Consider the following 5,969-nt stretch of genomic DNA (forward strand, 5'->3'; position numbering starts at 1 on the left):
GCCCGTAGCGCAGCGAAGGGACGCAGCAACCAGGGTCGCCTTTTCTTTTGCTTACTTTTCTTTTGGCGAAGCAAAAGAAAAGTGAGTAGCCGCCGGGCTACCCCCGGCCAACCGCCCTCAGCAAAGAGCACAGAGGAGAGGGAGCGCGCAAAGCCGGCGCAAGACCCGGCTTCTGGACCCCCCTCTCTAACCCGTTAGGTCGCCCTCACTAGCCAAACCCGGCAAGATAAGCCCATCGTCAAAGCCTAACAAAGGAATTCCCATGAGCGCCAAAAACCTCTCTACCGTTGCCACCGACCTGATCGAGTCCTACGGCAATACCGCCCGCAACGTCATCCAGGCCTACCGTGCCGGCGGCGAGCGCGTTGTCAGCCTGCTGGAACAGCGCTGGAACACGGCCCTGAAACAATCGCGCACCGAGCTGACGGCCGAGACCGCGAAAAACGCTTCGGCCGCGCAAGCTGCCTTCAGCGCCTACTACACCAAGGGCCTGCTGCTGACGACCAGCGGCGCCGAGCAGGTGGTGAGCCAGCTCGTGAAAGTGGCTGAAGCCGGCGTGGAACGCGCCGCTGCCAACGCCAGCCTGTTTGAAGAAAAAACCGGCGTGACCGCGCTGAACACCCTGGCCCAGGCCACTGCGCCCGGCGCACTGGCTTTGAGCAAGCTGGCCGCGCAGATCGAGCAAAAGAGCGCCGCACTGGCGGGCAAGATTGCCGGTGAGCACAAGGCTGCGGCCAAGCGCAGCACGGCTTTCCGCCGCGCCAAGGCAGCCTGATTCTTTTCGCTTGAAACAAAAACCCCGGCCGGCGCCCTGCGCTGACCGGGGTTTTTTTATGCCTTAAGGCTTGGTAAGCCTTGGTGCTTAACCGCGCGGATTGATCAGGCGTTCAACCTCATCTCGCAGCGCGCTCAATTGGGCGCGCAGGTCGCGGCGCTCCTGCTGCGTCACCACGCCGTCGGAACGGTAAGCGGCCTCGCGGCGTTCAATGGCCTCCTCGCGGGCCTGCAAGCGGCCGGCTTCGCGCAGGCTCAGGCGGTGGCTGCGCACGCCTTCGTCGATACGCTGGCGGATGTTGAACTCCTGGCTGTCGATGCCGCCCAGCCTGTCGGCCGGATAGCCGACGGCAACGGTGCGGTTGTTGGCGATGGCGCGCTCCACCTCGGCACTGAGCTGGGCCATGTCGGCGCGCAGCTGCTGGCGTTCCTGCGGCGTGACGCGGCCGTCGGCCTTGTAGGCGGCCTCACGGTTCTGGATGTCGTTGTCGCGGCGGTACAGCAAACGGGCTTCCGAGGGCGTGATGCGGCCGGACTGGAGGCCCTGGCGTATGCGCTCGCTGACGGCCTGCTGCGCGTTGTCTATGCCCGGCGTTTGCGGAGCAGGCGCATACACCACCTGGGGCGGATAGGCAGGTGAATAAGGGCCCGGCTGCGCCATCGCCGGCGCGGCGGCCAGGCCCGCGGCCAGCGCGGTGGCCAGAAGGGATGCGGTCAAGAGTTTCGATTTCATGGGGGGCTCCTTTGCTCAATGAGTGAAGCAGCAAACCGGGGGGCTTGCTTTTCCAAAGCGCCGGCCTGGAGGGGCCTGGGTGCTTCAGTGCCTTCATCGTGGAACCCCAAGGTCAACGCCGTGTAATGCGGAGGTAGGGCGGGTGTAATGCGCCGCGCTTTTACCCCGTGTTTACCGCGCGGCATGCCGGCGTATCAGGATGTAGCTTCGCCTTACAAAACGGGCAAGTATGAGTCGCCTATTGCGCGCCCGGCGGCAAATCGTCCACCGTCGCGAGGTAGCGGCTGAGCAGCTCAAAAAAGCCGTCGTAAAACGCGTCCGACGAAATCGTGACGCTGCCGACTTTCACCATGGAGTCATTGCCGGAACTGAAAGGCAGGGACACCGAGCCCAGGGCGCCCACGCCCAGGCTGGCGGAGTTGTTGCTCTTTTTGAGCTGGTAGCTGTCCTGCAGCGCGGTGACAAAACCCAGGCTGATCTTGCCGTCGGCGCTTTCGGGCGCGCACACCACGCGTATCACCATCTGCAGGTGCGACTCGGCCTCGGGCTGGAAGCTCTTCTGGCCCTCAACCAGGTCGGCCCTGGCGATGTTGATGATGTAGCCCTGGCTCAGCAGCGCGCGGCGCGCGGCCTCGCAGGTCTGCTCGGGCCTGGCGTCGAAGAGGCGCGAATAGGTGGCGGTGGAACCGAACTTTTCCTGCAGGGGAAAGGACTTCACGCCGCTGGCGCAACCCGTGAGCAGCAGTATCCCCAGCGCACCGGGCAGGACGCCCGCAGCGGATGCCAGGCGACTATGCCTCCAAAACAGTTTCAAAACGGACCCCTTTCACAATCTGGAAATCTTCAAGCGCGGCCCTCACGGGGCGCAGGACGTATTTGTACACCCTGCGCCGGCTTGAAAAGCCTCCCCGGCGCCCCAGTTACAAACAATGACCGACTCGCTCCACATCGTCTGCCCCCACTGCCATACCACCAACCGCGTGCGCGCCGACCAGTTGGGCAGCGAGCCCAGCTGCGGTAGCTGCAAGAAAGCGCTGTTTGTGGCGCATTCCACCGCGCTGGATGAAGCGGCCTTTGACAAACACATCAGCCGCAACCAGATCCCGGTGCTGGTCGACTTCTGGGCGCCGTGGTGCGGCCCCTGCCGGCAGATGGCGCCGGCCTATGAGCAGGCTGCCGCGCAGCTGGAGCCGCAAGTGCGCGTGGCCAAGGTCGACACCGAGGCCGTGCCTAATCTGGGCGCGCGCTTCAATATCCGCAGCATTCCGACCCTGGCGTTGTTCCAGGACGGCCGCGAGGTGGCGCGCCAAGCGGGCGCGATGGGGGCGGCGGATATCGTGCGCTGGGTTCGGGCGAATTTGCGCTGAGGCTTTTCCGGCTCGATGACACGCGGCCGATCTTGCCGCTGCATGCACTTTGCGACTTGGGAGGCCTTGGTTAGACTGCACCCATGCTGATCATCCCCTCCCTGAGCCGCAAGCAGACCTTCCTGCTTGCCGTCGCCATCATCGGCGGGCTCGCGGTGCTGTTATCGATGTTCTCGCGTTCGCTGCTGCCCGCGCCGCCGCGGCAGGTCCAGATGACGACGGGGGCGGTGGACGGCGCGGCGCACCAGTTCGCGCTGAGGTACCAAAGCTATTTAAGCGCCAACGGCGTGACGCTGGAGCTCTTGCCTTCCAGCGGTGCGGTGCAAAACCTTGAGCGCCTGAACGCGGGCATGCCGGTGGGTTTTGTGCAGGGCGGCCTGGGCTTGCTGCAGCTTGATTCGCAGGAGCCGGAATCCAGCACGCCGCTACGCTCGCTGGGGGTCGTGGGTTACGAGCCGGTCTGGATGTTCACCTCGCCGGCGCTGGCCAAAACCTTAAGCAAGGGCTTGGGCCCGCTGGTAGGCAAAAAAGTCGCCATCGGCGTGGAAGGCAGCGGCACACGCAAGGTGGCGCTGGAGTTGCTGCAAGCCTATGGCGTCACGCCGGCCAACGCCACCCTGACGCCCGGTGGCGGGCAGGCGGCGGCCAAGGCGCTGCTGGCACGCGAGATCGACGCGCTCTTCCTGATAGGCGCGCCGCAGACACCGGCGGTGCAGATGCTGCTGGGCAAGCAGGATGAGGCGCACCTGGTGTCAATTGAACACGCCGAAGGGCTGACGCGGCGCCTGCCTTATCTCTCGCTGGTGACGCTGAAGGCCGGCTCGGTCGACCCGGCGCAGGACCGCCCGCGCCAGGACATCACGCTGCTCGCCACCACGGCCAACCTGGTGATCCACAAGGACCTGCACCCGGCCCTGGCCTATCTGTTGCTGGAGGCCGCGCGCGAGGTGCACCGGGGCGCCACGCTGCTGAACAGGCCGGGCGAGTTCCCGAACGGGGCCGCGACGGAATTTCCGCTGGCCGATGAGGCGGCGCGTTATTATAAGGACGGACGGCCCTTCCTGCAACGCTACCTGCCCTACTGGGCGGCCAACGCCCTGCAGCGCCTGCTGCTGGTGCTGCTGCCGCTGGTGGCGATCGCGATTCCGGTATTCCGCATCGTGCCCAGGCTGTTTGAGTTCAAGGAAAAGAACCGGCTCTACCGCCGCTACGGCGCGCTGCTGGAGATGGAGCGCGACATCGGCGCGCGGCGGCTTGATGCGCGGGAGGTCGCCGAGGCCACCGCGCGGCTCGACAAGATAGAACACGACGTGAGCCACATGAAGTTCGCGCTGGACTTTTCTGACCGGGTCTACACGCTGCGCCAGCATGTGGACTATGTGCGCCGCCAGTTGCACGGACAGGGCGAACCGCCGCCAGGGTGAACGGCGGCCGTTTTCCGCTAAACCGTATTCACACGCAAGGCGGCTTCCGGCAGCGGGATGGCCGCGGTGGGCAGCTGGTAGTGACGGTCGTCGAACAGGTCTATGCCGCACATCAGCGATTCGGCCCAATCGAAGAACTGCCCTATGGCCGGCCCCGTGAGCGGTGCGCCATGCTGCGGCACCAGCATGTGGATGTCGAGCTGGCGCGCCATGCGAACCCACAGGCGCAGCACCTTGTTGGACACCATGTAGCGGCGGTGAAAACCTTCCATCAGACGCAGGTGGCCTGAAGTCAGGTCGGTCACCGGCACCTGCGCGCCTTGGCCCGAGGTCATGGAAACACCCAGGTCGCCGGTGAAAAGAATGCGGCTGACGGGATCGTAAAAATGGAAGTTGCCTTCGGAATGCAGGAAATGGGCGGGCAGCAGCCACAACTCGTTGCGGCCCAGCGGCAGGCGCCCGCCGGCATCGACCACACCGATCACGCGCCGGTCGGTCTTGCCGACCTTTGTGAAGTGCGGCACAAAGCGCTCCCATACGCGTGAGATCACCAGTTGCGCCGGGGTGGAAGTCAGCCACCGGTCCAGCGAAGCGATGATGTCCGGGTCGGCATGCGAGGCGATGATGTAGGAAAGCTTTTGCGGGCTGAAGTGGCGAGACATGCCCAGGAAGAGTTCATTGAAGGCCAGGTTGCCGCCCGGGTCGATCACGGCGCCGGTGCCGTTATCCACGATGAGGAACTGGTTGGCCTGCACGGCCTGGTTGTCCTCTTCGACGAGGTCGGTAAACATCAGGCAGGCGTGGCGGCTGTCGCGATAGAGCTCGATAGGCRTAGAAAAAGGAAGAGGCCGGCGCAGGCGCCGCGGTGGGAAAACCCGGACTTTAAAAGGCCTCAGCGCGCCCGCGCTTGATGCAGGTCAAGCGCTGGCAAAATCCAGCTTACCGCCGCACCCCGAGAACAGTCCATGCCCACCACCCCGACTCCCCTGCTTCAACGCCGGCTGCTGCTGGCCGGTATGGCCTCGGCGCTCGCGCTGGCGGCCGGCTGCTCCAAAAAAGCCAAGCCGCAGGGCAAGACACTGCCCAAGGAGGCCGTGCTGCTGTGCCTGGGCGATTCGCTGACCTTTGGCTACGGCGCCACGGCGGGCACCGGCTACCCGCAACAGCTGGAGCAACTGACGGGCTACGTCACCAAAAACGCGGGCCTCAACGGCGACACGGCCGAGRGCGCGCTGGCGCGGCTGCCCGGGCTGCTCCAGGACAACACGCCGGGACTGGTGCTGGTGTCGATAGGCGGCAATGACTTCCTGCGCGGCTTGCCGCTGGACCGCACGCGCGCCGCGCTCAAAAGCCTGGTGCAGACGGCGGCATCCAGCGCGCAGGTGGTGCTGATCGCGCAGCCCAAGCCGGTCTTCATTGCGGCCGCGACTAACTCGCTTAGCGACCATGAGGTGTATGCCGAAGTGGCGAAGGAAACCGGCACGCCCCTCTTCAGCGGCGGCTGGTCATATGTGCTGTCGCGCAGCGAGCTGCGGTCGGACCAGATTCATGCGAATGGCGAGGGTTATAAGGTTTTTGCCGAACGCTTGGCGGCTTGGCTTAGGGATATGAAGTTTTTGGCCTGATAGGTATTTAGGCCGGTCTTGCTCCGGCCTTTGCGCTACTGTTTTC

At 64.9% G+C, this 5,969-nt stretch carries 7 protein-coding genes; 4 read left to right on the plus strand and 3 right to left on the minus strand.

The features are described 5' to 3' along the window. The first annotated feature begins 262 nt into the window (after nt 1–262). Nucleotides 263–775, plus strand: coding sequence for a hypothetical protein (locus AC1D0P_RS20460; protein WP_477678433.1), 513 nt, complete (start codon nt 263–265; stop codon nt 773–775). 87 nt (nt 776–862) lie between these two features. On the opposite strand, the gene AC1D0P_RS20465 is transcribed toward AC1D0P_RS20460, so the two are convergent. Then, a complete protein-coding gene (locus tag AC1D0P_RS20465; protein WP_477678434.1) occupies nt 863–1,507 on the minus strand; it encodes a hypothetical protein in 645 nt (214 codons plus the stop codon). Nucleotides 1,508–1,745: 238 nt separating this feature from the next. After that, a complete protein-coding gene (locus AC1D0P_RS20470) occupies nt 1,746–2,315 on the minus strand; it encodes a DUF2242 domain-containing protein (RefSeq protein ID WP_477678439.1) in 570 nt (189 codons plus the stop codon). Nucleotides 2,316–2,436: 121 nt separating this feature from the next. Here AC1D0P_RS20470 and trxC point away from each other — a divergent pair, with 121 nt between their 5' ends. Both trxC and AC1D0P_RS20480 read left to right on the plus strand, forming a co-directional pair. Continuing rightward, on the plus strand, nt 2,437–2,874 hold the full coding sequence (gene trxC, locus AC1D0P_RS20475) for a thioredoxin TrxC (RefSeq protein ID WP_477678435.1): 438 nt from the start codon (nt 2,437–2,439) through the stop codon (nt 2,872–2,874). A gap of 83 nt (nt 2,875–2,957) precedes the next feature. Beyond that, nucleotides 2,958–4,298 (plus strand): TAXI family TRAP transporter solute-binding subunit, encoded by a 1,341-nt coding sequence (locus tag AC1D0P_RS20480; RefSeq protein ID WP_477678436.1) that lies wholly within the window; start codon nt 2,958–2,960, stop codon nt 4,296–4,298. Nucleotides 4,299–4,315: 17 nt separating this feature from the next. Here the strand turns inward: AC1D0P_RS20480 and AC1D0P_RS20485 are convergent, their stop codons facing one another. Further along, entirely contained in the window at nt 4,316–5,089 is a 774-nt protein-coding gene (locus AC1D0P_RS20485; protein ID WP_477678437.1) for an oxygen-binding di-iron domain-containing protein, read from the minus strand. A 174-nt stretch (nt 5,090–5,263) separates the two neighbouring features. Between AC1D0P_RS20485 and AC1D0P_RS20490 the strand changes: the two genes are divergently transcribed. Further along, nucleotides 5,264–5,923 carry a GDSL-type esterase/lipase family protein gene (locus tag AC1D0P_RS20490; RefSeq protein ID WP_477678438.1) on the plus strand — a complete coding sequence of 220 codons (660 nt, stop codon included), beginning with the start codon at nt 5,264–5,266 and terminating at the stop codon, nt 5,921–5,923. Nucleotides 5,924–5,969 lie beyond the last annotated feature (46 nt).

This window comes from Polaromonas sp. P1_G2 (genome assembly GCF_056405515.1).

Coding starts and splice junctions, on each gene's coding strand:
- AC1D0P_RS20460 (WP_477678433.1), top strand. CDS start 263: ATGAGCGCCAAAAACCTCTCTACCGTTGCCACCGACCTGATCGAGTCC.
- AC1D0P_RS20465 (WP_477678434.1), bottom strand. CDS start 1,507: ATGAAATCGAAACTCTTGACCGCATCCCTTCTGGCCACCGCGCTGGCC.
- trxC (WP_477678435.1), top strand. CDS start 2,437: ATGACCGACTCGCTCCACATCGTCTGCCCCCACTGCCATACCACCAAC.
- AC1D0P_RS20480 (WP_477678436.1), top strand. CDS start 2,958: ATGCTGATCATCCCCTCCCTGAGCCGCAAGCAGACCTTCCTGCTTGCC.
- AC1D0P_RS20485 (WP_477678437.1), bottom strand. CDS start 5,089: ATGTTTACCGACCTCGTCGAAGAGGACAACCAGGCCGTGCAGGCCAAC.